Origin of the sequence: Pseudomonas sp. DVZ6, assembly GCF_024259445.1 — a bacterium.
Taxonomy (GTDB): Bacteria; Pseudomonadota; Gammaproteobacteria; order Pseudomonadales; family Pseudomonadaceae; genus Aquipseudomonas; species Aquipseudomonas peradeniyensis.
Map to the genome: position 1 here is coordinate 14,633 of NZ_JANCLM010000052.1, position 22,322 is coordinate 36,954.

A 22,322-nucleotide genomic window follows, 5' to 3' on the forward strand; every position below is an offset into this window, starting at 1 on the left:
CCTTTCTGTCGCACGACCTGTAAACTCGGGAATTTTTGGCTCCCCTGCGAAGGCGCGGGAGTATCGCACATTCGGACGCTGTCTGGCAGCGTCCTCTGCCCCTGGCGTGAAACTTTTCGATGAACCTGCTCAAATCCCTGGCCGCCGTCAGTTCAATCACCATGATTTCCCGGGTGCTCGGCTTCGTGCGCGATACCATCCTGGCGCGGGTGTTCGGCGCCGGCATCGCCACCGACGCCTTCTTCATCGCCTTCAAGCTGCCCAACCTGCTGCGGCGGATCTTCGCCGAGGGGGCGTTCTCCCAGGCCTTCGTGCCGATCCTGGCCGAGTACAAGACCCAGCAGGGCGAGGAGGCCACCCGGACCTTCATCGCCTATGTCAGCGGCCTGCTGACCCTGGTCCTGGCCCTGGTCACGGTCATCGGCATCCTCGCCGCGCCTTGGGTGGTCTGGGCCACCGCGCCGGGCTTCGTCGACAACGCGGAAAAATACGAGCTGACCACCTCGCTGCTGCGGGTGACCTTTCCTTATATATTGCTGATCTCGCTGTCGTCGCTGGTCGGCGCGATCCTCAATACCTGGAACCGCTTCAGCGTGCCGGCGTTCACCCCCACGCTGCTCAACGTGGCGATGATCGCCTTCGCCGTGCTGCTGACGCCGTACTTCGACCCGCCGATCATGGCCCTGGGCTGGGGCGTGCTGGCCGGTGGCCTGGCGCAACTGTTGTACCAGCTGCCGGCGCTGAAGAAGATCGGCATGCTCGTGCTGCCGCGCCTGAACCTGCGCGACACCGGGGTGTGGCGCGTGCTCAAGCAGATGCTGCCGGCCATCCTCGGGGTGTCGGTAAGCCAGATCTCGCTGATCATCAACACCATCTTCGCCTCGTTCCTGGTGGCAGGTTCGGTGTCGTGGATGTACTACGCCGATCGCCTGATGGAGCTGCCATCCGGCGTGCTGGGCGTTGCCCTGGGCACCATCCTGCTGCCGACCCTGGCCAAGACCTACGCCAACAAGGACCGCGAGGAGTATTCGCGGATCCTCGACTGGGGCCTGCGCCTGTGCTTCCTGCTGGTGCTGCCCTGCACCCTGGCCCTGGCCATTCTCGCCGAACCGCTGACCGTGGCGCTGTTCCAGTACGGCAAGTTCACCGCCTTCGACGCCGCGATGACCCAGCGCGCCCTGATCGCCTATTCGGTGGGCCTGCTGGCGATCATCCTGGTCAAGGTACTGGCACCTGGCTTCTATGCGCAGCAGAATATCCGCACGCCGGTGAAGATCGCGGTCTTCACCCTGGTCTGCACCCAACTGTTCAACCTGGCCCTGGTCGGCCCGCTGGCCCATGCCGGGCTGGCCCTGGCCATCAGCCTGGGCGCGTGCCTGAACGCCGGCCTGCTGTACTGGAAGCTGCGCAGCCAGCAGCTGTTCCAGCCGCAGCCGGGCTGGACGCCGTTCCTGCTCAAGCTGGTGCTGGCGGTGACCTTGATGTCGGGCGTGCTGCTGCTGGGCATGCACTACCTGCCGGCCTGGGAGCAGGGCAACATGCTCGCGCGCTTCCTGCGCCTCGGGGCGCTGATCGCGGCGGGCGTGGTGACTTACTTCGGCTGTCTGTTCCTGTGTGGTTTCCGCCCTCGGCATTTCGCCCGCAAGGCGTTGCATTGAGGCGCGAGAGGGGTCAGGCGTCGGTTTTTCGCATTCCACGCCCCATGGGGCCGCTGCTGCCTGTCACCAGCGCCCGGGTGTGGTTATAATCGGCCACTTTATGAGCAAGAAGCGCGTTATGCAGCTGGTTCGAGGTCTTCACAACCTGCGCCCCGAGCACCGGGGCTGTGTCGCCACCATTGGCAACTTCGACGGGGTCCACCGGGGCCACCAGGCGATCCTCGCGCGCCTGCGCGAACGCGGTCAGGAACTGGGCCTGCCCACCTGCGTGGTGATCTTCGAGCCGCAGCCGCGCGAGTACTTCGCCCCACAGAGCGCCCCGGCGCGCCTGGCCCGCCTGCGTGACAAGGTCGAGCTGCTGGCCGGCGAGGGCATCGATCGGGTGCTGTGCCTGTCGTTCAACCAGCGCCTGAGCCAGCTCAGCGCCGAGCAGTTCGTCAAGGCGGTGCTGGTCGATGGCCTGGGCGTGCGCCACCTCGAAGTGGGCGACGACTTCCGTTTCGGCTGCGACCGCGCCGGCGACTTCGTCTTCCTCTCCGAAGCCGGCAAGCGCCACGGCTTCAGCGTCGAGGCGGCCAACACCGTGGTTCAGGACGGCCTGCGGGTCAGCAGCACCGAAGTGCGCAAGGCCCTGGCCGAAGGCGACTTCGAGCTGGCCGAGCACCTGCTGGGGCGTCCGTACCGTATCACCGGGCGCGTGCTGCATGGCCAGAAGCTGGCCCGCCAGCTCGGCACCCCCACCGCCAACATCCAGCTCAAGCGCCGTCGCGTGCCGCTGTCCGGGGTCTACCTGGCCAGCATCGAGATCGACGGCAAGGCCTGGCCGGGTGTCGGCAATATCGGAGTGCGCCCCACCGTCGTCGGTGACGGGCGTCCTCACCTGGAGATTCATCTCCTGGATTACGCCGGCGACCTGTATGGCCGGCGCCTGACGGTGGAATTCCACCACAAGCTGCGTGAAGAGCAGCGTTTCGCCTCCCTGGAGGCGCTGAAGTCGGCGATCGACGCGGACATCGCCGCCGCACGTGCCCACTGGCACGCTCAACCGCTAACGAAGAGCCTGAAATGACCGACTACAAAGCCACGCTTAACCTTCCGGACACCGCCTTCCCCATGAAGGCCGGCCTGCCTCAGCGCGAACCGCAGATCCTGCAGCGCTGGGACAGTATTGGCCTGTACGGTAAGTTGCGCGAGATTGGCAAGGATCGTCCGAAGTTCGTCCTGCACGACGGCCCGCCCTATGCCAACGGCAAGATCCACATCGGTCATGCGCTGAACAAGATTCTCAAGGACATGATTGTCCGCTCCAAGACCCTGTCCGGCTTCGACGCGCCGTACGTGCCGGGCTGGGACTGCCACGGCCTGCCGATCGAGCACAAGGTCGAGGTCACCCACGGCAAGCACCTGACCGCCGACCGCACCCGCGAGCTGTGCCGCGAGTACGCCGCCGAGCAGATCGAAGGGCAGAAGACCGAGTTCATCCGCCTGGGCGTGCTGGGCGACTGGGACAACCCCTACAAGACCATGAACTTCGCCAACGAGGCCGGTGAAATCCGCGCCCTGGCCGAGATGGTCAAGCAAGGCTTCGTGTTCAAGGGCCTCAAGCCCGTGAACTGGTGCTTCGATTGCGGCTCGGCCCTGGCTGAAGCCGAGGTCGAGTACGCCGACAAGAAATCCCAGACCATTGACGTCGCCTTCCCGGTGGCCGATGCCGACAAGCTGGCCGCCGCCTTCGGCCTGGGCGCGCTGGCCAAGCCCGCCGCCATCGTGATCTGGACCACCACCCCGTGGACCATCCCGGCCAACCAGGCGCTGAACATCCACCCGGACTTCAAGTACGCCCTGGTCGATACCGGCGAGCGCCTGCTGGTGCTGGCCGAAGAGCTGGTCGAATCGTGCCTGAAGCGTTATGCGCTGGAAGGCTCGATCATCGCCACCGCCCCGGGCTCGGCCCTGGAACTGATCAACTTCCGCCACCCGTTCTACGACCGTCTGTCGCCGATCTACCTGGCTGACTACGTCGAACTGGGCGCCGGTACCGGCGTGGTGCACTCCTCGCCAGCCTATGGTGAAGACGACTTCGTCACCTGCAAGCGCTACGGCATGGTCAACGACGACATCCTCACTCCGGTGCAGAGCAACGGCGTGTACGTCGAGTCGCTGCCGTTCTTCGGCGGCCAGTTCATCTGGAAGGCCAACCCGGCCATCGTCGACAAGCTCAGCGAAGTCGGCGCGCTGATGCACACCGAGACCATCAGCCACAGCTACATGCACTGCTGGCGCCACAAGACCCCGCTGATCTACCGCGCCACCGCGCAGTGGTTCGTCGGCATGGACAAGCAGCCGACCACCGGCGAGCCGCTGCGCGAGCGTGCGCTCAAGGCCATCGAAGAGACCAAGTTCGTTCCGGCCTGGGGCCAGGCGCGCCTGCATTCGATGATCGCCAACCGTCCGGACTGGTGCATCTCGCGTCAGCGCAACTGGGGCGTGCCGATCCCGTTCTTCCTCGACAAGCAGACCGGCGAGCTGCACCCGCGCACCGTCGAACTGATGGAGGCCGTGGCCCAGCGCGTCGAGAAAGAAGGCATCGAGGCCTGGTTCAAGCTGGACGCCGCCGAGCTGCTCGGTGACGAAGCCGGCCAATACGACAAGATCACCGACACCCTCGACGTGTGGTTCGACTCCGGCACCACCCACTGGCACGTGCTGCGCGGCTCCCACGACATCGGCCACGCCACCGGCCCGCGCGCCGACCTGTACCTGGAAGGCTCCGACCAGCACCGCGGCTGGTTCCACTCATCCTTGCTGACCGGTTGCGCCATCGACGGCCACGCGCCGTACCGCGAGCTGCTGACCCACGGCTTCACCGTCGACGAGAACGGCCGCAAGATGTCCAAGTCGCTGGGCAACACCATCGAGCCGCAGAAGGTCAACGACACCCTGGGTGCCGACATCATGCGCCTGTGGGTCTCGGCCACCGACTACTCCGGCGAGATGGCGGTTTCCGATCAGATCCTGCAGCGTAGCGCCGACGCCTACCGCCGCATCCGCAACACCGCGCGCTTCCTGCTCTCCAACCTGTCCGGCTTCGACCCGGCCCGCGACCTGCTGCCGGCCGAAGACATGCTGGCCCTGGACCGCTGGGCGGTCGACCGCACCCTGCTGCTGCAGCGCGAGCTGGAAGAGCACTATGGCGAGTACCGTTTCTGGAACGTCTACTCGAAGATCCACAACTTCTGCGTGCAGGAGCTGGGCGGCTTCTACCTCGACATCATCAAGGACCGCCAGTACACCACTGGCGCCAACAGTGTCGCCCGCCGCTCCTGCCAGACCGCGCTGTTCCACATCTCCGAGGCACTGGTGCGCTGGATCGCGCCGATCCTGGCGTTCACCGCCGACGAGCTGTGGCAATACCTGCCGGGCGAGCGTAACGAGTCGGTGATGCTCAACACCTGGTACGAAGGCCTGAGCGAACTGCCGGAAGGTTTCGAGCTGGGTCGCGAGTACTGGGAACGCATCATGGCCGCCAAGACCGCGGTCAACAAGGAACTGGAGAACCAGCGCGCGGCCAAGGCCATCGGTGGCAACCTGCAGGCCGAAGTCACCCTGTTCGCTGACGACGCCCTGAGCGCCGACTTGAACAAGCTGGGCGACGAGTTGCGCTTCGTGCTGATCACTTCGGCCGCCAGTGTCGTGCCGTTCGTCCAGGCACCCGCCGACGCCGTGACAACCGAAGTTGAAGGCCTCAAGCTGAAAGTCGTCAAGTCCGGGCACGCCAAGTGCGGTCGCTGCTGGCACTTCCGCGCCGACGTCGGCAGCCACCCGGAGCATCCGGAAATCTGCGCCCGTTGCGTCGACAACCTGAGCGGCTCCGGTGAGGTGCGCCACTATGCCTAACGCTTCCGCGGGGCGCTTCGGGCGCCTTGCCTGGCTCTGGCTGAGCCTGGTGGTCCTGGTCCTCGACCAGGCCACCAAGCTGTACTTCGACAGCGCGCTGACCATGTACCAGCAGATCGTGGTCATTCCCGACTACTTCAGCTGGACCCTGGCCTACAACACCGGCGCGGCGTTCAGCTTCCTGGCCGACAGCTCCGGCTGGCAGCGCTGGCTGTTCGCGCTGATCGCCGTGGTGGTCAGCGCCGTGCTGGTGGTCTGGCTCAAGCGCCTGGGGCGCAACGAGACCTGGCTGGCCGTGGCCCTGGCCCTGGTGCTGGGCGGCGCGCTGGGCAACCTGTACGACCGCGTCGTGCTGGGCCATGTGGTCGACTTCATCCTGGTGCACTGGCAGAACCGCTACTACTTCCCGGCCTTCAACCTGGCCGACAGCGCGATTACCGTGGGCGCGGTGATGCTGGCGCTGGACATGTTCAAGAGCAAGAAGTCCGAGGAAGCCGTCCATGACTGAGACCCGCATTGGCCAGAACACCGAAGTCACCCTGCACTTCGCGCTGCACCTGGAAAACGGCGACACCGTCGACAGCACCTTCGACAAGGCCCCGGCCACGTTCAAGGTCGGCGACGGCAACCTGCTGCCGGGCTTCGAGAACGCCCTGTTCGGCTTCAAGGCCGGTGACCAGCGCAAGCTGAGCATCGCCCCGGAGAACGCCTTCGGCCAGCACAACCCGCAGAACGTGCAGGTGATGCCGCGCTCGCAGTTCGAAGGCATGGAGCTGTCCGAAGGGCTGCTGGTGATCTTCAACGACGCCGCCAACACCGAGCTTCCGGGCGTGGTCAAGGCGTTCGACGACAACCAGGTGACCATCGATTTCAACCATCCACTGGCTGGCAAGACCCTGAACTTCGAGGTGCAGATCCTCGACGTGAAGGCCGTGTGAGCCTGGAGCCGAGCATGCAAATCAAACTCGCCAACCCGCGCGGCTTCTGCGCGGGGGTCGACCGGGCGATCGAGATCGTCAACCGCGCCCTGGAAGTCTTCGGCCCGCCGATCTATGTGCGCCACGAAGTGGTGCACAACAAGTTCGTGGTCGAGGACCTTCGCAACCGTGGCGCGATCTTCGTCGAAGAGCTGGACCAGGTGCCGGACGACGTCATCGTCATCTTCAGCGCCCATGGCGTTTCCCAGGCCGTGCGCCAGGAAGCCGCCGGCCGTGGCCTGAAGGTGTTCGACGCCACCTGCCCGCTGGTGACCAAGGTGCATATCGAGGTTGCCAAGTACAGCCGCGACGGCCGTGAGACCATCCTCATCGGTCACGAGGGGCACCCGGAAGTCGAAGGCACCATGGGTCAGTACGACGCCAGCAACGGCGGTGCCATCTACCTCGTCGAGGACGAGGACGATGTCGCCAGGCTGCAGGTGCGCAACCCCGACCACCTGGCCTTCGTCACCCAGACCACCCTGTCGATGGACGACACCAGCCGGGTGATCGACGCCCTGCGCGAACGCTTCCCGAACATCGGCGGCCCGCGCAAGGACGACATCTGCTACGCCACCCAGAACCGCCAGGATGCCGTCAAGCAACTGGCCGACGAGTGCGACGTGGTACTGGTGGTCGGCAGCCCCAACAGCTCCAACTCCAACCGCCTGCGCGAGCTGGCCGAGCGCATGAGCACCCCGGCCTACCTGATCGACGGCGCCGAGGACCTGCAACGCAGCTGGTTCGACGGGGCCGAGCGCATCGGCATCACCGCCGGGGCTTCGGCGCCCGAGGTGCTGGTGCGTGGCGTGATCGACCAGCTTAAGGCCTGGGGCGCGACCGGCGCCGAAGAGCTCGACGGGCGCGAGGAGAACATCACCTTCTCCATGCCCAAGGAGCTGCGGGTCCGCTCGATCTGAGTCAGTCCGGTGCACAGCGGCGGCCCTCGTCGTTGCGCAGACTGACCCGGCCACTGGGGCTGAGCACCACCTGATGACGGCTGTCGAGGGTGGTGCGCGGGCAGATGTCCAGCGTGGTGCCGACGAAGCCCATCCCCAGCGGCGCCCCCCGGGCGCTGAACCTCACGACCCGGTCCGAGGTCGTGGCAATCCTCAGCGGCCTGTGCAGGCGATGCGCCTGCAACAGCTCGCCATCCTGCTCCAGCACCACCCGCCAGCCCTTGCCCCAATTCTCCTCCAGCGGCCTGACCAGCACGGCCTGGTGCCTTAGCGCCGCCTGATTACGGGCGCCGCGCAGGGCCTGTGCCAGCTCCCTGGCCACGGCACCGAGGTAAAGCTCATCGCTGAACTTGCTGTAGGCCGATATGCCCTGGTGTGTCAGAAGGCTCAGCACGCCCAGTGCGAACATCATTTGTATCAGTGTTACGCCTTGTTGCCCCACGCTGCATTCCTCCCTGGAAGTGCTTCTCTGTAGCTTCCAGGACGCCCAACAAAGGCGCCAGTCGGCCGGTTCGGGTTGCGGCCTAGGAAAGATCCCAGGAGGGGGTTATGGGGGCGAGGGAAGGGGGCATGACGCTGCTGGAGGTGCTGCTGGCTGGCACGCTGCTGACGCTGGGGCTGTTCGCATCGGCGGCCTTGCAGCTGCGTGGGCTGCAGGCCGTCGAAGGGGTGCGGCGGGAAGCGCAGGTGTTGCAATTGGCCCAGGGCATGTTGGAGCGGGTCAGGGCTGCCGGGGCGCTCGAGGCGGGCGAGGAAGCAGCCTGGCAGTCGCGCCTGACCCAGGTGCTCGGTAGTGCGGCGCAAGGGCGCATGAACCTGGCCGGGGGCGTGCTGGTGCTGGACGTCGATTGGCCGGGCCTGGGAGGGGGCCGGCAGTCGCTGAGCGTGCAGGGCAGGGTGCTGCCATGAGGCGCCGGCAGGCGGGTTTGGGCCTGGTCGAGGCACTGCTGGCCCTGGTGCTGGGCCTGATGCTGCTGGTGGCCGCCGGCCAGGTATTCGTCTCGGCGTATCAGGCCTTGCAACTGCAAGGTGCGGCGGCGCGCCTGCAGGATGACGCTCGCCTGGCCTTGCAGCGAATGGCCGAGGATATTCGCCAGGCGGGGATGTTCGGTTGCTTGCGTCTTGAAGCCGAGGACTTTGCCGATCCTGGCGCGGCCCAGGCTTTCGCCTCGCCCATTGAGATCATGGGCGACAGCCTGACCCTGGTCGGCGCTGAGTTGCCCGGGTTGCTCGGCAGCCCGGACTGGACCGTGCTCAGCGACTGCCGCAGTTGGGCGCGGGTGCAGCCCGGGCAGCACGTCGGGGACGGCGAGTTGCTGGCGCTGCCGGTGCGCCGGGTGACCTATCGGGTGCGCAACGGCAGCCTGATGCTCACCAGCAATGCGCAGCATGCCAGTCTCATCGACCAGGTGCGGGCACTGGAGGTCAGCCGTGTCGAGGCGGGCGCGGGCGAGCGCCTGGATATCCGCCTGACCCTGCATGACCGGCAGCATGGGCTCGAGCAGCAGCATTCGCTGAGCGTGGCCTTGCGCAACCCGGGAGCCGGGTCGTGACGGGGCAGCGTGGCATTGTGCTGTTGCTGGCGCTGGTCCTGAGCCTGCTGTTCGGCCTGCTGGCAACCCTGGCCCTGCGCGAGGCGCTTTTGCAGCAACGCCAAGCAGGCGATCAGCTGGCCGGCGCGCGGGCCTTCGAGCAGGCGGAGGCAGCCTTGCTCGAAGGTGTGGAACTGCTGGCAGGCGGCATCCCGGTCCCATGTCAGGCCTGTCCGCCGCCAAGTCCACCTGATACGCAGCCTTCCCCACCCTGGCTGGCGACCCAAAGTGGCTTTGTTTACCTGCAAACCCTGGGAGACAGCCTGCGTGTCGCGGGCCAGCCCGTCGGGGACAGGCTGACGCTGGTCCGGGTGACGGCGGTGGGCCTTCAAACCCGCGCGCGGCAACTGCTGGAGGCGGTCTATGCCATCGACGATGACGGCGCGGTGAAGCGGATCAGCTGGCGCCAGCGCCTGGGGGAGGGCTGAGATGCAGCGCGGCCTTGGTCTGATCGAATTATTGATTGTCGTGGCGCTGATCGGCATGCTGGCAGCCATTGCCTACCCCAGCTACAGCGACCAGTTGCGGCGCGCCGCGCGAAGCGAAGCGGTCGGCCTGCTGCAGGACGCGGCATTGCGCCTGGAGCAGCACCGCGCACGCGTGGGCGGTTATGCCGACAACGAGCAGCTGACCACCGTGTTGCCCGCGGGCACACGCTACTACCGCCTGCAGGCCTGGCGCGACACTGACCGGTTCAGCCTGCGCGCCAGCCGTGTGCCCGAGGCCTTCATGGCGGATGACCGTTGCGGCGACTTCCTGCTCGACCAGGCGGGCGTGCGCGATAACACGGGCGCGGGCGACCAGGCGTGCTGGGGAAGCTGAAGATCATGAGGTGCCCAGGCACCGTGGAATTACTTCAGGTGTTGGATCGAACCATGAGCAAGCAAGTAGTGATTGTTGGCGGCGGTGTCATCGGCCTGCTGACCGCGTTCAACCTGGCGGCGGATGTCGATCGGGTGGTGGTGTGCGACCAGGGCGAGGTGGGGCGGGAGTCGTCCTGGGCCGGTGGCGGGATCGTCTCGCCGCTGTACCCGTGGCGCTACAGCCCGGCGGTGACCGCCCTGGCGCACTGGTCGCAGGATTTTTATCCACAGCTGGGCGAGCGCCTGTTCGCCAGCACCGGGGTCGACCCCGAGGTGCACACCACCGGGCTCTACTGGCTGGACCTGGATGACGAAGCCGAGGCCCTGGCCTGGGCCGCGCGTGAGCATCGCCCGCTCAGCGCAGTGGATATCTCGGCGGCCTACGACGCCGTGCCGGTGCTTGGCCCGGGTTACCGCCATGCCATCTACATGGCGGGCGTGGCCAACGTGCGCAACCCGCGCCTGGTGAAGTCGCTGAAGGCCGCGTTGCAGGCGTTGCCGAACGTGACCCTGCGCGAGCATTGCCAGATCACCGGCTTCGTCCATGAAGGTGGCCGCGTTACCGGTGTGCAGACCAAGGGTGGTGTGATCGCCGCCGATGATGTGGTGCTCAGCGCCGGAGCCTGGAGCGGTGACCTGCTGCAGACCCTCGGGCTGACGCTGCCGGTGGAGCCGGTGAAGGGGCAGATGATCCTGTTCAAGTGCGCCGAGGACTTCTTGCCGAGCATGGTCCTGGCCAAGGGGCGCTATGCGATCCCGCGCCGCGACGGGCATATCCTGGTGGGCAGTACGCTGGAGCATGCCGGCTACGACAAGACTCCGACCGGGGATGCGTTGGAGAGCCTGAAGGCCTCGGCGGTGGAGTTGCTGCCGGCGCTGGCGGATGCTGAGGTGGTAGGGCATTGGGCTGGCCTGCGCCCTGGCTCGCCGGAAGGCATCCCATATATCGGCGCGGTGCCGGGGCATGAGGGGCTATGGCTGAACTGCGGGCATTACCGCAACGGGCTGGTGCTGGCGCCGGCGTCGTGCCAGCTGTTCGGTGATTTGCTGCTGGGGCGCGAGCCGATCATCGATCCGGCGCCGTATGCGCCTGAGGGGCGTCTGGGCTGAGCGCATAACCCACTGTAGGAGCGGCCTTGTGCCGCGAAAGGGTCGCAAAGCGGCCCCGGCGATCTTTGCGTCAACGCTGAAATCCTGGGGCCGCTACGCAGCCCTTTCGCGGCACAAGGCCGCTCCTACAGAGAGAGGGCGCGTAGGCTGTCAGCGCTGCTGGCCTGGCCCCTGCTCCAGATGCTGCTGGCTGCAGTACCACTCCTGGCCACGCTGCAACGCCCGGTCATTGGGCAGGTGCACGCCGCAATGGGCGCAGCGCACCATCTTCAGCGGGTCCTGCAGGCGCGGCTCGGCAGGTGATTGCTGACTGGTCTTGAACTTGCGCCACAGCCAGAACGCGGCGGCGATCAGGGCGATCCAGAAGAGTAGGCGAACCATGGTGTCCAGCTTGTCGAGAAAAGAAGCCGACAGTCTAGGACGCAGGCATGAAAAAAGGGAGGCCTCGGGCCTCCCTTTCTTTGCGTGCGTGGTATCAGTCGAACAGACCGAAGGTCATGTAGCTGAACCACGAGCGGTCCTTCTCGGCTTCCTTCGGACCTTCCGGCAGGATCGGGTCGCCGTTCTCGTCCTTGGGCAGCAGTTCTTGCGGAATCTCGGAGCGGGCATCCTGGAACTGCTTGACCACGTCCTGGTTGGCGCGGGTCTCACCCGGTGGCAGCGGCGCCTGGGTGTCGATCAGGCCCAGGGTGGCCTTGGACAGCCACGAGCGGTTGCCGTTTTCATCCACTTTGGCGACGAACTGGCCATCGACCAGGCTCGGGTGGTTCGGGTAGTTGAGCTTGAGGGTCTCGAGGCTGGTGGCCGCCAGTTCGTCCAGGTGCATGCGCTGGTACGACTCGACCATCACCGCCAGGCCATCGCCCACCGACGGGGTTTCCTGGAAGTTCTCGACCACGTAGCGGCCACGGTTGGCGGCGGCCACATAGGCCTCGCGGCTCAGGTAGTAGTTGGCCACGTGGATCTCGTAGGAGGCCAGCAGGTTGCGCAGGTAGATCATGCGCTGCTTGGCGTCCGGGGCGTAGCGGCTGTTGGGGAAGCGGCTGGTCAGCTGGGCGAACTCGTTGTACGAGTCGCGGGCGGCGCCCGGGTCACGCTTGGTCATGTCCAGCGGTAGGAAGCGCGCCAGCAGGCCACGGTCCTGGTCGAACGAGGTCAGGCCCTTGAGGTAGTAGGCGTAGTCGACGTTCGGGTGCTGCGGGTGCAGGCGGATGAAGCGCTCGGCGGCGGACTTGGCGGCCTCGGGCTCGGAGTTTTTATAGTTGGCGTAGATCAGCTCGAGCTGGGCCTGGTCGGCGTAGCGGCCGAACGGGTAGCGCGATTCCAGGGCCTTGAGCTTGTTCACGGCGCTGGTGTAGCTGGAGTTGTCCAGGTCGGCCTGCGCCTGCTGGTACAGCTCGGCCTCGCTGAGGTTCTCGTCAATGACTTCCTTGTTCGAGGAACAGGCAGCGGTGAGCCCGAGGATGGCGATCAGCAGCAGGTGTTTCACTTGCATGGCGGCTTGCGTCCCTTTGACGGCCGCTGTCTTGGGCGGTGCCGTCCTGTTATGATGAGCGCCCCCGGCCAAACCCCGGGGCAAAAGAAGCCGTATTTAACCACAAGCGCGCAGCCGAAACCAAAGGCTGAACGCCCGTCGATTCGAGCATGTCCGAGATCATTCAACTTAGCGCAGAGGTCCCGTCCGAACTGGGCGGCCAACGCCTCGACCAGGTCGCCGCCCAATTGTTCGGCGAGTACTCGCGTTCGCGCCTGTCCTCGTGGATCAAGGATGGCCGCCTGACCGTCGATGGCGCGGTGCTGCGACCGCGCGACACCGTCCACACCGGCTCCATCCTGGCCCTCGAAGCCGAGCAGGAGGCCCAGGGCGAATGGGTGGCTCAGGACATCGAGCTGGACATCGTCTACGAGGACGACCAGATCCTGGTGATCAACAAGCCCGCCGGGCTGGTGGTCCACCCGGCGGCCGGTCACCCCGATGGCACCTTGCTCAACGCCCTGCTGCACCATGTCCCGGACATCGTCAATGTGCCGCGTGCCGGCATCGTGCACCGCCTGGACAAGGACACCACCGGTCTGATGGTGGTGGCCAAGACCCTGCAGGCGCAGACCAACCTGGTCGACCAGCTGCAAAAACGTTCGGTCAGCCGCATCTACGAGTGCATCGTGGTCGGCGTGGTGATCGCCGGCGGCAAGATCGACGCGCCGATCGGCCGTCACGGCGGCGAGCGCCAGCGCATGGCGGTGACCGAGGGCGGCAAGCCGGCCGTCAGCCACTACCGCGTGCTCAAGCGCTTCCGTTCGCACACCCATGTGCGGGTCAAGCTGGAAACCGGGCGCACCCACCAGATCCGTGTGCACATGGCGCATGTCGGCTATCCGCTGGTCGGCGACCAGACCTACGGTGCACGCTTCCGCATCCCGCCGGCCGCCAGCGTGGCCATGGTCGAGGCGGTCAAGCACTTCCCGCGTCAGGCCCTGCACGCGCGTTTCCTGGCGCTGGACCACCCGACCACGGGTGAGCGCATGGAATGGAAGTCGGAGTTGCCGGACGACTTCCAGTGGCTGCTGTCGCTGCTCGACCAGGACCGCGAGAGCTTCATCGGATGAGTGGCCTGGCGCAGTCGCTGATCCTCCCCGACTGGCCGGCCCCGGCCTCGGTTCGCGCCTGCGTCACCACCCGCGAGGGCGGCGTCAGCCTGCCGCCCTATGAATCCTTCAATCTTGGCGACCATGTGGGTGATGACCCACAGGCGGTCGCCGAGAACCGTCGTCGCCTGAGCGACGAATTCGCCATCCAGCCCGCCTGGCTCAAGCAGGTGCATGGGCTGGTGGTGGCCGACGCCAATCCCGCCGTGGTGGCCGAAGCCGATGCCAGCTGGACAGACCAGCCGGGCATCGCCTGCACCGTGATGACTGCCGATTGCCTGCCTGCGTTGTTCTGCGACCGTGCCGGTACCCGTGTGGCAGCTGCCCATGCCGGCTGGCGCGGGCTGGCCGGTGGCGTGCTGGAGGCCACCCTCGACCGCCTGGCGCTGGCGCCTGAAGAGGTCATGGTGTGGCTGGGCCCGGCCATCGGGCCGCAGGCGTTCGAGGTGGGCATGGAAGTGCGCGATGCCTTTACCGCCGTGCATCCCGAGGCCGCCGCAGCCTTTGTTGACGGCGAGCGTCCTGGCAAGCTGATGGCCGATATCTACCAGCTGGCGCGGATCCGCCTGGCGGCGTGTGGCGTTACCGCCGTTTATGGTGGCGGGTTCTGCACGGTCAGCGATCCACGCTTCTTCTCCTATCGCCGCACCCCGCAGGGTGGGCGCTTCGCTTCGTTGGTCTGGCTGCAGCCGCGCTGACCTTACCCGGCCCACGCGGACATCGCGTGGGAGCGGGCTTGCCCCGCGATAGCGCAGGCCCTGCCACCTCAATCTCAACTGCTGACGCCATCGCGGGGCAAGCCCGCTCCCACGTTGTCTCACGTCACTGGTGCTGACCTCTGTCAACCCCGCTACGCTTGAATCTTCCAGAATCACCCTTATCTATTGGTCATCTCAGGCAGGTTCTTCATTACAGGTGCTGTCCATCGCTCCGCCTGCCCTTTAAAGGAAGGTATCCCCCATGCGAATAGACCGACTGACCAGCAAGCTGCAACTCGCGTTATCCGACTCCCAATCCCTGGCCGTGGGCATGGACCACCCGGCCATCGAGCCCCTGCACCTGCTGCAGGCGCTGATCGACCAGCAGGGCGGCTCGATCAAGCCGCTGCTGATGCAGGTCGGCTTCGACATCAACAGCCTGCGCAAGGCGTTGACCAAGGAGCTCGACCAGCTGCCGAAAATCCAGAACCCCACGGGCGATGTGAACATGTCCCAGGACCTGGCGCGCCTGCTCAACCAGGCCGACCGCCTGGCCCAGCAGAAGGGCGACCAGTTCATCTCCAGCGAGCTGGTGCTGCTCGCTGCCATGGACGAGAACAGCAAGGTCGGCAAGCTGCTGCTCGGCCAGGGCGTGAGCAAGAAGGCCCTGGAAAACGCCATCAACAACCTGCGCGGCGGCGCGGCGGTGAACGATGCCAACGCCGAGGAATCGCGCCAGGCCCTGGACAAGTACACCGTCGACCTCACCAAGCGCGCCGAAGAAGGCAAGCTGGACCCGGTGATCGGCCGTGACGACGAGATCCGCCGCACCATCCAGGTGCTGCAACGCCGTACCAAGAACAACCCGGTGCTGATCGGCGAACCCGGCGTGGGCAAGACCGCCATCGCCGAGGGCCTGGCCCAGCGCATCATCAACGGCGAGGTGCCCGACGGCCTGAAAGGCAAGCGCCTGCTGGCCCTGGACATGGGCGCGCTGATTGCTGGCGCCAAGTACCGCGGCGAGTTCGAGGAGCGCCTCAAAGGCCTGCTCAACGAACTGAGCAAGCAGGAAGGTCAGATCATCCTGTTCATCGACGAACTGCACACCATGGTCGGCGCCGGCAAGGGCGAGGGCGCCATGGACGCCGGCAACATGCTCAAGCCGGCCCTGGCCCGTGGCGAGCTGCATTGCGTTGGCGCCACCACGCTCAACGAATACCGCCAGTTCATCGAGAAGGACGCCGCCCTCGAGCGCCGCTTCCAGAAGGTACTGGTCGAGGAGCCGAGCGAGGAAGACACCATCGCCATCCTGCGCGGCCTGAAAGAACGCTATGAAGTGCACCACAAGGTGGCCATCACCGACGGCGCGATCATCGCCGCGGCCAAGCTCAGCCACCGCTACATCACCGACCGCCAGCTGCCGGACAAGGCCATCGACCTGATCGACGAAGCGGCCAGCCGTATCCGCATGGAGATCGACTCCAAGCCGGAAGTGCTCGACCGCCTCGACCGTCGCCTGATCCAGCTGAAGGTGGAATCCCAGGCGCTGAAGAAAGAAGAGGACGAAGCGGCGAAGAAACGCCTGGAGAAACTGACCGAGGAAATCGACCGCCTGGAGCGCGAGTACGCCGACCTCGAAGAGATCTGGGCCTCGGAAAAAGCCGAGGTACAGGGCTCGGCGCAGATCCAGCAGAAGATCGAGCAGGCCCGCCAGGAGCTGGAAGCCGCCCGCCGCAAGGGCGACCTCAGCCGCATGGCCGAGCTGCAGTACGGGGTGATCCCGGACCTGGAGCGCAGCCTGCAGATGGTCGACCAGCACGGCAAGACCGACAACCAGCTGCTGCGCAACAAGGTCACCGAGGAAGAGATTGCCGAAGTGGTCTCCAAGTGGACCGGTATCCCGGTGGCCAAGATGCTCGAGGGTGAGCGCGAGAAGCTGCTGAAGATGGAAAGCCTGCTGCATGAGCGGGTGATCGGCCAGGACGAGGCGGTGACCGCCGTGGCCAACGCCGTGCGCCGTTCCCGCGCCGGGCTGTCCGACCCGAACCGCCCCAGCGGCTCGTTCCTGTTCCTCGGGCCTACCGGCGTGGGCAAGACCGAGCTGTGCAAGGCGCTGGCCGAGTTCCTGTTCGACACCGAAGAGGCCATGGTGCGCATCGACATGTCCGAGTTCATGGAGAAACACTCCGTGGCTCGCCTGATCGGCGCTCCACCAGGCTACGTGGGCTATGAAGAGGGCGGCTACCTGACCGAGGCCGTGCGCCGCAAGCCGTACTCGGTGGTGCTGCTCGACGAGGTGGAGAAGGCCCACCCGGATGTGTTCAACGTGTTGCTGCAGGTGCTGGAAGACGGCCGCCTGACCGACAGCCACGGCCGTACCGTGGACTTCCGCAACACGGTGATCGTGATGACCTCCAACCTGGGCTCGGCGCAGATCCAGGAACTGGCCGGTGATCGTGAGGCACAGCGCGCGGCGGTGATGGACGCGGTGGGTTCGCACTTCCGTCCGGAGTTCATCAACCGGATCGACGAAGTGGTGGTGTTCGAGCCCCTGGGCCGCGAGCAGATCGCTGGTATCACCGAGATCCAGCTTGGTCGCCTGCGCGGTCGCCTGGCCGAGCGCGAGTTGAGCCTGAGCCTGAGCCCGGAGGCGTTGGACAAGCTGATCGCGGTGGGTTACGACCCGGTGTATGGCGCACGGCCGCTCAAGCGTGCGATCCAGCGCTGGATCGAGAACCCGCTGGCGCAGCTGATCCTGTCTGGCGAGTTCCTGCCGGGTGCGGCGATCACCGCGAAGGTGCAGGGCGAGGAAATCGTCTTCGCCTGATCATTAGCAGCCATGGAAGAGCCCCGCACATGCGGGGCTCTTTTTTATGTGTTTGCCTGTGCTGGCCTCTTCGCGGGCAAGCCCGCTCCCACAGGGATCTCACAAGCTTTGATCGTGGTGCGGTACCTGTGGGAGCGGGTTTACCCGCGAAGAGGCCGGTACAGGCCCAGAAAAACCGGGCCTTTTCGGGCTTTCCAGATAACTTGCTGAAATTTTTGAAAAAAATGCTTGCACAAAATCCAGAGTGCCCCTAATATTCGCCCCGCTGTCAGGCACTGAGCGAATCACCAGCAACATCGGGGATCGCAAAACAACTTACAAATCAGTAAGTTGAACGAAAAAAAGTGGTTGACAAGCAAAACGAAGAATGTAGAATAGCCGGCCTCAGCAGCGACAACGCGAAAGCGAAGCAGCTAAAGAGTTCGAAGCTAACACAGACTTCGAAGCAGTAAAGATGTACCGAAGTTCAGTTCCGCGATAGCTCAGTCGGTAGAGCAAATGACTGTTAATCATTGGGTCCCTGGTTCGAGTCCAGGTCGCGGAGCCAATCTCGGGGTGTAGCGCAGTCCGGTAGCGCGCCTGCTTTGGGAGCAGGATGTCAGGAGTTCGAATCCCCTCACCCCGACCATTTTCCGGGTCGTTAGCTCAGTTGGTAGAGCAGTTGGCTTTTAACCAATTGGTCGTAGGTTCGAATCCTACACGACCCACCATGTAAAAAGGGCATCTCGAATGAGATGCCCTTTTTCTTTTGTCCGCGATTTATATTCCCACCCTTGCTACCCTGTGGCCTTTGCCCGCAGGAGCGCCACGCATGTCCCTCAAAGCCCGTGTTTTCATCGCCACCAGCCTGGATGGCTACATCGCCCGTGAAGACGGCGGCCTCGATTGGCTGATGGGCGCCACCCAATCCACCGACGACCATGGCTACGCCGGGTTCATGGCGGGCGTCGACACGCTGGTGATGGGGCGCGGGACGTTTGACAAGGTCATGACCTTTGGCGAGTGGCCGTATCCGGATACGCGTGTTGTGGTGGTCAGCAGCACCCTCGAGGCCTTGCCCAAGGGTGCGTCGGGGCAGGTCGAGCTGCACCCGGGGCCGATCCCGGCGTTGCTGGAGCACCTGCAGGCGACGGGCGCAAAAAGCCTGTACCTGGATGGCGGCAAGCTGATTCAGGGGTTCCTGCGCGAGGGGCTGGTGGACGAGATGACCATCACCCGCATTCCCGTGCTGCTGGGGCAGGGGATTCCGTTGTTTGGCGGGTTGGCGAAGGATGTGCTGTTGCAGCACATGAGGACGACCAGTTACGAGAGTGGGTTTGTGCAGAGCACGTATCGCGTGGTCAGGTGAATCGCTGGGGCCGCTTTGCGGCCCATTCGCGGCACAAGGCCGCTCCTACAGGGGGACGCGATCGTCTGTAGGAGCGGCCTTGTGCCGCGAAAGGGCTGCGCAGCAGCCCCAAAATCTCAAAGCCTCAGTGCAGTTTGAGGCGCGGCTCAGTCCCACGCCCAATCTTGCTACCCAGCATCATCATCGCCGTGCGGAAGAACCCATACAACGCCATCTGGTGCATCCGGTACAGCGACACATAGAACATCCGCGCCAGCCAGCCCTCCAGCTTCACGCTGCCCATAAGGTTACCCATCAGGTTGCCCACCGCCGAGAACCGCGACAGCGACACCAGCGAACCGTAGTCCTTGTACTCGTAGGTCGGCAGCGCCTTGTTCTCCAGGCGCGCCTTCAGGCTCTTGGCCAGCAGCGAAGCCTGCTGGTGCGCGGCCTGGGCCCGTGGCGGCACGTTGCGGTCGCTGCCCGGCTGCGGGCAGGCGGCGCAGTCGCCGAAGGCGAAGATATTGTCGTCGCGGGTGGTCTGCAGGGTCGGGCGCACCACCAGCTGGTTGATGCGGTTGGTTTCCAGGCCATCGATGTCCTTGAGGAAGCCCGGCGCGCGAATGCCTGCCGCCCACACCTTCAGGCTGGCCTGGATCACTTCGCCGGCCGCCGTCTTCAGGCCATCCTCGGTCACTTCGCTGACCGCGGCGTTGGTCATCACCGTCACCCCGAGCTTTTCCAGGGTCTTGTGCACCGGTACGCTGATGCGCTCCGGCAGCGCCGGCAGTACCCGTGGGCCGGCCTCGATAAGGGTGATGTGCATGTCCTTCGGCTGGATCTTGTCCAGGCCATAGGCCGCCAGCTCGTGGGCAGCGTTGTGCAGCTCGGCCGCCAGCTCCACGCCGGTGGCGCCGGCACCGACGATGGCCACGCTGATCTTCTCGCTGGCCACATCGCCCGCGTGGGCACGCAGGTAATGGTTGAGCAGCTGCTGGTGGAAGCGCTCGGCCTGCTTGCGGCTGTCGAGGAACAGGCAGTGCTGCGCCGCGCCCAGGGTGCCGAAGTCGTTGGTGTTGCTGCCCACGGCGATCACCAGGCTGTCGTAGCCGATGGTGCGCGCAGGCAACAGCTCACGGCCCTCGTCGTCGAGGGTCGCGGCCAGCTGGATCAGTTTGCTTTCACGGTCCAGGCCGCTCATGCGGCCCATCTGGAAGTTGAAGTGGTTCCACTTGGCCTGGGCCACGTAGTTCAGTTCGTCTTCCGAGGAGTTCAGCGAACCGGCCGCCACTTCGTGCAGCAGGGGCTTCCAGATGTGCGTCAGGTTGGCATCAACCAGGGTGATCTCGGCCTGTTTGCGCTTGCCCAGGCTTTTACCCAGGCGGGTCGCCAGTTCCAGGCCGCCGGCGCCGCCGCCGACAATCACGATGCGATGAGTCATGGGGATATCTCACAAGTTTTACGGAATTCGTGGACACAAGGTCCGGCCGCGTCCGGCATGAGGGGCGGGCGAGCGCAAGGCAGCTCATAGCACCAGTCCACTCAGCAGGCGGCTCAACAGGCCCAGACCGATGGTCACGGCCACCACCAGCAACAGGAGCAGCAACGGCCGGAAGGGCCTGCGCTCGACTTGATGCTGGGGGGCGCTCAGATACTCATCGACGCGACGCTGATCTTCGGGATTCAGGCGGCTGGTCATGGTGGGCCTCGTCAGATAGACGTTTGTGACTGCGTGTACGCCACAGCGTTCACGCAAACGCATGGGTCGAATGATAATGCTTTCTATCCCTGGCGCCGAGTGTACGTGATCGCAAACACACCCGGCACTGGATCAAAGACTGATACCTACGTCGAACACGATGCTGCGCCCCAGGTTGCCGCGCAGGAAATCCGGCGCGTCCGGGTGGGCGAACAGCACCCGGGCGAAGGTCGGCCCCACCAGCGACAGCGAGCGCCAGCCCTGGCGCAGGTATTCGGTGGGCGGCGGGAAATGGCTGTTGAGGTCGAGCACTTCGCGCTTGAGGCTGGAGAAGGCGATGATGTCCAGCTCGCCCAGGTCCAGCCCGCGTTCGCGGTAGTTGTGCGATTTCTTGCGCAAGGTGGGCGCCAGGCGCGCCAGCAGTTCCTGGGCGCTGATCCGCCGGGGCCGCTGCTCGCGGCGCACCAGCTGGGCCAGGGAAAACGCGCTGCGCCGCCGTTGCAGCTCCTCGCGCCATTCATCGTTGAGCCGCCGGCCCTCGTCGAGCACGAAGAACACCTCGAACGCCGCGTCGCGGAACAGTACGTCCGGCGGCTCCTGCCCGGCCGGGGTGAAGTCCTCGCTGCGGTAGGGAATGTTCAGCCCTTGCAGCAGGCGCTGGCAGACCCAACGCTCGCGTTCCCATTTGCGGGCATTGGACAGGAACGCATTGGCTTGTTCGGCCTGGATGGTAAGCAGGCGCAGGTAGTCTGAGTCATCCATGGGGACAAGCTTAGTCGCTAATTGATGACGGTAAGATGCTGTTTGTGCGTGGGAATCAGCCCTGCACCAGCCATTGCTGGACAACTCCGAACAGGTGCAGCAGCCCGCCGCCCACACAAATGGCCGAACTGACCGCGATGAAACGCCGGCTGCGCCCGGTACCGGCCAGCAACAGCGGGCCCAGCAGGCCACGGGCCAGGTACACCAGGGTGATCAGGCAGATGATCGGCATCAGCAATGGCAAGGGCGCGATCACGCCGGCCGCCGACAGCGCGTAGGCGGCCCAGACCAGCAGTACCGATGCGATCACCAGGGTGACCAGGGCAGGGTAGGCGCGCCCTTGCTCGGCGGCCCGGGCCATGCGCTCGCCTGCGCCGAACAGACGGTACCAGCGCGGGCCCACGGCGATGACCATCAGGTGCAGCACCCCCGCGATAGCGCTGAACAGCGCGCCCAGCAGCAAGGGCAGGTTGATGCCTTCGGTCATCGGAGATGCGTCCTGCAGCGAAAGGAGGTGTCAGCCTATAGCAACCGGACGAAAGGGAGAATGGGTGTAGACTCAGGCTTGTCCACATGGCCGACAGGGATATTGTTCAGGTGATCAGCGCACAGGTCTTGTCCAGCACCAGCCTCACCCTTGGCTGGCTCGGTTACGTGCCCCTGCTGGTCTGGGCTGCCAGCCGCACGCGCTGGGTGGAGTTGTTCGCTGACACCCGTCGCCAGCACCTGCTGTTTGGCACGGTGTTCTGCTTGTTCGTGCTGTGGCTGGTGCGGCGCGATTTCGATACCGGGGTGTCGTACCACTTCATCGGCATGACTGCCGTCACTCTGTTGCTGGACTGGCCGCTGGCGGTGCTCGGTGGTTTCCTCGCCCAGCTTGGCCTGTTGCTGCTCGGCCGCCAGGACCTCGCCGCCATCGGCGTCAACGGCCTGTTGATCGTTGGCTTGCCGGTGCTGGTCACCGAGGTGTGCGCGATCCTGGTCGAGCGTGCCCAGCCGCGTAACCTGTTCGTGTATATCTTCTGTTGCGGGTTCTTCCCCGCCGCACTGACCGTGCTGGTGTGCCTGGCGGCTGGGCTGGGGGTGTTGTGGATGGACGAGCGTTTCGCCATGCCCGAGTGGCTGAGCGACTTTGTTGGCTACCTGTGGCTGATGATGTTCCCCGAGGCGTTTATCAATGGCACCGTGATCAGTGCCCTGGTGGTGTTCTGCCCCGAGTGGCTGGAGACGTTCAACCGCACTCGTTATTTGCAGGCGCCGTGGAAGGATGAAGAACGGTGATGTTTTCTGGGGCTGCTGTGCAGCCC

General features: G+C 65.3%; 23 protein-coding genes and 3 tRNA genes. 19 read left to right on the plus strand and 7 right to left on the minus strand.

Annotation, left to right across the window (positions count from 1 at the left end):
* Window positions 1-119 precede the first annotated feature (119 nt).
* The 6 genes from murJ (at window position 120) to ispH (ending at window position 7,452) form a co-directional block, all read left to right on the plus strand.
* A complete protein-coding gene (murJ, locus tag NMG10_RS23565; RefSeq protein ID WP_254465224.1) occupies window positions 120-1,658 on the plus strand; it encodes a murein biosynthesis integral membrane protein MurJ in 1,539 nt (512 codons plus the stop codon).
* 118 nt (window positions 1,659-1,776) lie between these two features.
* Window positions 1,777-2,727 (plus strand): bifunctional riboflavin kinase/FAD synthetase, encoded by a 951-nt coding sequence (ribF, locus tag NMG10_RS23570; protein WP_254465225.1) that lies wholly within the window; start codon window positions 1,777-1,779, stop codon window positions 2,725-2,727.
* A complete protein-coding gene (gene ileS / locus NMG10_RS23575) occupies window positions 2,724-5,555 on the plus strand; it encodes an isoleucine--tRNA ligase (RefSeq protein WP_254465226.1) in 2,832 nt (943 codons plus the stop codon). The genes ribF and ileS overlap by 4 nt, the downstream gene beginning before the upstream one ends.
* Window positions 5,548-6,063, plus strand: a complete 516-nt coding sequence (gene lspA / locus NMG10_RS23580) for a signal peptidase II (protein ID WP_203648045.1) — start codon at window positions 5,548-5,550, stop codon at window positions 6,061-6,063. The genes ileS and lspA overlap by 8 nt, the downstream gene beginning before the upstream one ends.
* Window positions 6,056-6,493 carry a peptidylprolyl isomerase gene (locus NMG10_RS23585; RefSeq protein WP_023629753.1) on the plus strand — a complete coding sequence of 146 codons (438 nt, stop codon included), beginning with the start codon at window positions 6,056-6,058 and terminating at the stop codon, window positions 6,491-6,493. The genes lspA and NMG10_RS23585 overlap by 8 nt, the downstream gene beginning before the upstream one ends.
* A 14-nt stretch (window positions 6,494-6,507) precedes the next feature.
* Window positions 6,508-7,452 (plus strand): 4-hydroxy-3-methylbut-2-enyl diphosphate reductase, encoded by a 945-nt coding sequence (ispH, locus tag NMG10_RS23590; RefSeq protein WP_028689902.1) that lies wholly within the window; start codon window positions 6,508-6,510, stop codon window positions 7,450-7,452.
* Between the two features lies 1 nt (window position 7,453).
* Here ispH and NMG10_RS23595 read toward each other — a convergent pair whose 3' ends face one another.
* Window positions 7,454-7,903 carry a GspH/FimT family protein gene (locus tag NMG10_RS23595; protein ID WP_254465227.1) on the minus strand — a complete coding sequence of 150 codons (450 nt, stop codon included), beginning with the start codon at window positions 7,901-7,903 and terminating at the stop codon, window positions 7,454-7,456.
* Between the two features lie 158 nt (window positions 7,904-8,061).
* On the opposite strand from NMG10_RS23595, the gene NMG10_RS26035 reads away from it, so the two are divergent.
* From NMG10_RS26035 to thiO, 5 genes are read left to right on the plus strand one after another with little or no spacing between them, the layout of a single operon-like run.
* Window positions 8,062-8,400, plus strand: coding sequence for a hypothetical protein (locus NMG10_RS26035; protein ID WP_337994562.1), 339 nt, complete (start codon window positions 8,062-8,064; stop codon window positions 8,398-8,400).
* Window positions 8,397-9,044, plus strand: coding sequence for a PilW family protein (locus NMG10_RS23605; RefSeq protein ID WP_254465228.1), 648 nt, complete (start codon window positions 8,397-8,399; stop codon window positions 9,042-9,044). The genes NMG10_RS26035 and NMG10_RS23605 overlap by 4 nt, the downstream gene beginning before the upstream one ends.
* A complete protein-coding gene (locus NMG10_RS23610) occupies window positions 9,041-9,511 on the plus strand; it encodes a hypothetical protein (RefSeq protein WP_254465229.1) in 471 nt (156 codons plus the stop codon). Before NMG10_RS23605 ends, NMG10_RS23610 begins: the two co-directional genes overlap by 4 nt.
* Window position 9,512: 1 nt before the next feature.
* Entirely contained in the window at window positions 9,513-9,905 is a 393-nt protein-coding gene (locus NMG10_RS23615) for a type IV pilin protein (protein ID WP_232857364.1), read from the plus strand.
* A gap of 53 nt (window positions 9,906-9,958) precedes the next feature.
* Complete coding sequence (gene thiO, locus NMG10_RS23620) at window positions 9,959-11,056, plus strand: glycine oxidase ThiO (protein WP_254465230.1); 1,098 nt, start codon at window positions 9,959-9,961, stop codon at window positions 11,054-11,056.
* Window positions 11,057-11,206: 150 nt separating this feature from the next.
* On the opposite strand, the gene NMG10_RS23625 is transcribed toward thiO, so the two are convergent.
* Together NMG10_RS23625 and NMG10_RS23630 are read right to left on the minus strand one after the other, a co-directional pair.
* The gene (locus NMG10_RS23625; RefSeq protein WP_050703666.1) at window positions 11,207-11,437 is read right to left on the minus strand and encodes a PP0621 family protein; all 231 of its coding nucleotides are present in this window, start codon (window positions 11,435-11,437) and stop codon (window positions 11,207-11,209) included.
* A 94-nt stretch (window positions 11,438-11,531) separates the two neighbouring features.
* Window positions 11,532-12,551, minus strand: a complete 1,020-nt coding sequence (locus NMG10_RS23630; RefSeq protein ID WP_050703667.1) for an outer membrane protein assembly factor BamD — start codon at window positions 12,549-12,551, stop codon at window positions 11,532-11,534.
* Window positions 12,552-12,700: 149 nt separating this feature from the next.
* On the opposite strand from NMG10_RS23630, the gene rluD reads away from it, so the two are divergent.
* The 7 genes from rluD to NMG10_RS23665 all read left to right on the plus strand — a co-directional run bounded on the left by rluD (window position 12,701) and on the right by NMG10_RS23665 (window position 18,575).
* A complete protein-coding gene (gene rluD, locus NMG10_RS23635) occupies window positions 12,701-13,663 on the plus strand; it encodes a 23S rRNA pseudouridine(1911/1915/1917) synthase RluD (RefSeq protein ID WP_203648040.1) in 963 nt (320 codons plus the stop codon).
* Entirely contained in the window at window positions 13,660-14,400 is a 741-nt protein-coding gene (gene pgeF, locus NMG10_RS23640) for a peptidoglycan editing factor PgeF (RefSeq protein ID WP_254465231.1), read from the plus strand. Before rluD ends, pgeF begins: the two co-directional genes overlap by 4 nt.
* 262 nt (window positions 14,401-14,662) lie before the next feature.
* The gene (gene clpB, locus NMG10_RS23645; RefSeq protein ID WP_186735358.1) at window positions 14,663-17,227 is read left to right on the plus strand and encodes an ATP-dependent chaperone ClpB; all 2,565 of its coding nucleotides are present in this window, start codon (window positions 14,663-14,665) and stop codon (window positions 17,225-17,227) included.
* Window positions 17,228-17,698: 471 nt separating this feature from the next.
* A tRNA-Asn gene (locus tag NMG10_RS23650) sits at window positions 17,699-17,774 on the plus strand.
* Window positions 17,775-17,778: 4 nt separating this feature from the next.
* Window positions 17,779-17,855: transfer RNA gene (locus NMG10_RS23655), tRNA-Pro, on the plus strand.
* Between the two features lie 6 nt (window positions 17,856-17,861).
* Window positions 17,862-17,937 (plus strand) — tRNA-Lys (locus tag NMG10_RS23660).
* A gap of 101 nt (window positions 17,938-18,038) precedes the next feature.
* Complete coding sequence (locus tag NMG10_RS23665) at window positions 18,039-18,575, plus strand: dihydrofolate reductase family protein (protein ID WP_254465232.1); 537 nt, start codon at window positions 18,039-18,041, stop codon at window positions 18,573-18,575.
* 124 nt (window positions 18,576-18,699) lie between these two features.
* Here NMG10_RS23665 and NMG10_RS23670 read toward each other — a convergent pair whose 3' ends face one another.
* From NMG10_RS23670 to NMG10_RS23685, 4 genes are all read right to left on the minus strand, one after another.
* Window positions 18,700-19,995: an NAD(P)/FAD-dependent oxidoreductase gene (locus NMG10_RS23670; RefSeq protein ID WP_110739752.1), complete on the minus strand. Its 1,296-nt coding sequence runs from the start codon at window positions 19,993-19,995 to the stop codon at window positions 18,700-18,702.
* 84 nt (window positions 19,996-20,079) lie between these two features.
* Window positions 20,080-20,253 (minus strand): DUF3094 family protein, encoded by a 174-nt coding sequence (locus NMG10_RS23675; protein WP_050703672.1) that lies wholly within the window; start codon window positions 20,251-20,253, stop codon window positions 20,080-20,082.
* 132 nt (window positions 20,254-20,385) lie between these two features.
* Window positions 20,386-21,015 (minus strand): DUF1780 domain-containing protein, encoded by a 630-nt coding sequence (locus NMG10_RS23680; protein ID WP_110739751.1) that lies wholly within the window; start codon window positions 21,013-21,015, stop codon window positions 20,386-20,388.
* 55 nt (window positions 21,016-21,070) lie between these two features.
* A complete protein-coding gene (locus tag NMG10_RS23685) occupies window positions 21,071-21,502 on the minus strand; it encodes a hypothetical protein (RefSeq protein WP_254465233.1) in 432 nt (143 codons plus the stop codon).
* An 86-nt stretch (window positions 21,503-21,588) separates the two neighbouring features.
* Between NMG10_RS23685 and NMG10_RS23690 the strand changes: the two genes are divergently transcribed.
* The gene (locus tag NMG10_RS23690; RefSeq protein WP_254465234.1) at window positions 21,589-22,296 is read left to right on the plus strand and encodes an energy-coupling factor ABC transporter permease; all 708 of its coding nucleotides are present in this window, start codon (window positions 21,589-21,591) and stop codon (window positions 22,294-22,296) included.
* Window positions 22,297-22,322 lie beyond the last annotated feature (26 nt).

Coding starts and splice junctions, on each gene's coding strand:
- murJ (WP_254465224.1), top strand. CDS start 120: ATGAACCTGCTCAAATCCCTGGCCGCCGTCAGTTCAATCACCATGATT.
- ribF (WP_254465225.1), top strand. CDS start 1,777: ATGCAGCTGGTTCGAGGTCTTCACAACCTGCGCCCCGAGCACCGGGGC.
- ileS (WP_254465226.1), top strand. CDS start 2,724: ATGACCGACTACAAAGCCACGCTTAACCTTCCGGACACCGCCTTCCCC.
- lspA (WP_203648045.1), top strand. CDS start 5,548: ATGCCTAACGCTTCCGCGGGGCGCTTCGGGCGCCTTGCCTGGCTCTGG.
- NMG10_RS23585 (WP_023629753.1), top strand. CDS start 6,056: ATGACTGAGACCCGCATTGGCCAGAACACCGAAGTCACCCTGCACTTC.
- ispH (WP_028689902.1), top strand. CDS start 6,508: ATGCAAATCAAACTCGCCAACCCGCGCGGCTTCTGCGCGGGGGTCGAC.
- NMG10_RS23595 (WP_254465227.1), bottom strand. CDS start 7,903: ATGATGTTCGCACTGGGCGTGCTGAGCCTTCTGACACACCAGGGCATA.
- NMG10_RS26035 (WP_337994562.1), top strand. CDS start 8,062: ATGACGCTGCTGGAGGTGCTGCTGGCTGGCACGCTGCTGACGCTGGGG.
- NMG10_RS23605 (WP_254465228.1), top strand. CDS start 8,397: ATGAGGCGCCGGCAGGCGGGTTTGGGCCTGGTCGAGGCACTGCTGGCC.
- NMG10_RS23615 (WP_232857364.1), top strand. CDS start 9,513: ATGCAGCGCGGCCTTGGTCTGATCGAATTATTGATTGTCGTGGCGCTG.
- thiO (WP_254465230.1), top strand. CDS start 9,959: ATGAGCAAGCAAGTAGTGATTGTTGGCGGCGGTGTCATCGGCCTGCTG.
- NMG10_RS23625 (WP_050703666.1), bottom strand. CDS start 11,437: ATGGTTCGCCTACTCTTCTGGATCGCCCTGATCGCCGCCGCGTTCTGG.
- NMG10_RS23630 (WP_050703667.1), bottom strand. CDS start 12,551: ATGCAAGTGAAACACCTGCTGCTGATCGCCATCCTCGGGCTCACCGCT.
- rluD (WP_203648040.1), top strand. CDS start 12,701: ATGTCCGAGATCATTCAACTTAGCGCAGAGGTCCCGTCCGAACTGGGC.
- pgeF (WP_254465231.1), top strand. CDS start 13,660: ATGAGTGGCCTGGCGCAGTCGCTGATCCTCCCCGACTGGCCGGCCCCG.
- clpB (WP_186735358.1), top strand. CDS start 14,663: ATGCGAATAGACCGACTGACCAGCAAGCTGCAACTCGCGTTATCCGAC.
- NMG10_RS23665 (WP_254465232.1), top strand. CDS start 18,039: ATGTCCCTCAAAGCCCGTGTTTTCATCGCCACCAGCCTGGATGGCTAC.
- NMG10_RS23670 (WP_110739752.1), bottom strand. CDS start 19,995: ATGACTCATCGCATCGTGATTGTCGGCGGCGGCGCCGGCGGCCTGGAA.
- NMG10_RS23675 (WP_050703672.1), bottom strand. CDS start 20,253: ATGACCAGCCGCCTGAATCCCGAAGATCAGCGTCGCGTCGATGAGTAT.
- NMG10_RS23680 (WP_110739751.1), bottom strand. CDS start 21,015: ATGGATGACTCAGACTACCTGCGCCTGCTTACCATCCAGGCCGAACAA.
- NMG10_RS23685 (WP_254465233.1), bottom strand. CDS start 21,502: ATGACCGAAGGCATCAACCTGCCCTTGCTGCTGGGCGCGCTGTTCAGC.
- NMG10_RS23690 (WP_254465234.1), top strand. CDS start 21,589: ATGGCCGACAGGGATATTGTTCAGGTGATCAGCGCACAGGTCTTGTCC.